Genomic DNA, 542 nt, shown 5'->3' on the forward strand with positions numbered 1-542 from the left:
AAAACGTTGTTAAAATAACCCTCATTATATAGTGATTAGATAATGGGTGCTGTTTTTTTGTTAAGTGATATAATAAACCATAAAAGAAGTTTAGAAATACGGTCCTGGTCATCAATAAATAAACAATTTAATTAATTATTTAATTTCAGAAAGGTATATATGAATCATGGTGCAACAAATTGTCCTCCCCATCAAAGACTCCAACGTCTTAAAGATGGTACAAGATACACTTCTCGATAGTTTCCGTGCTGGTCGCCGAAATTACACCGTTTTTCAAGTTGGTAAGGCCACGCTACTACGTGTGAGTGATGTCATGACATTAAAAAAATCAGATGTCTATAATCCAGACGGCTCTGTCAAAAATACAGCCTTTATTCATGATAAAAAGACCGGTAAAGCAAACACGTTATATTTAAAGCCTGTTCAGCAAGACTTGTTGCAATATCATGATTGGCTGGTCCAAGAAAATATCAATTCTGAGTGGTTATTCCCCTCGACAGCCCATCATGATCGCCATATCACCGAGAAACAGTTTTATAAAG

Annotated in this window: 1 protein-coding gene; it reads left to right on the plus strand. The window is 35.4% G+C overall.

Annotation, left to right across the window (positions count from 1 at the left end):
* Nucleotides 1–166: 166 nt before the first annotated feature.
* Nucleotides 167–542 (plus strand): tyrosine-type recombinase/integrase (locus FC27_RS11515; RefSeq protein WP_156402520.1); only part of this gene is annotated, 376 nt, incomplete at its 3' end.

The organism is Companilactobacillus versmoldensis DSM 14857 = KCTC 3814, assembly GCF_001434295.1.
Classification (GTDB): domain Bacteria; phylum Bacillota; class Bacilli; order Lactobacillales; family Lactobacillaceae; genus Companilactobacillus; species Companilactobacillus versmoldensis.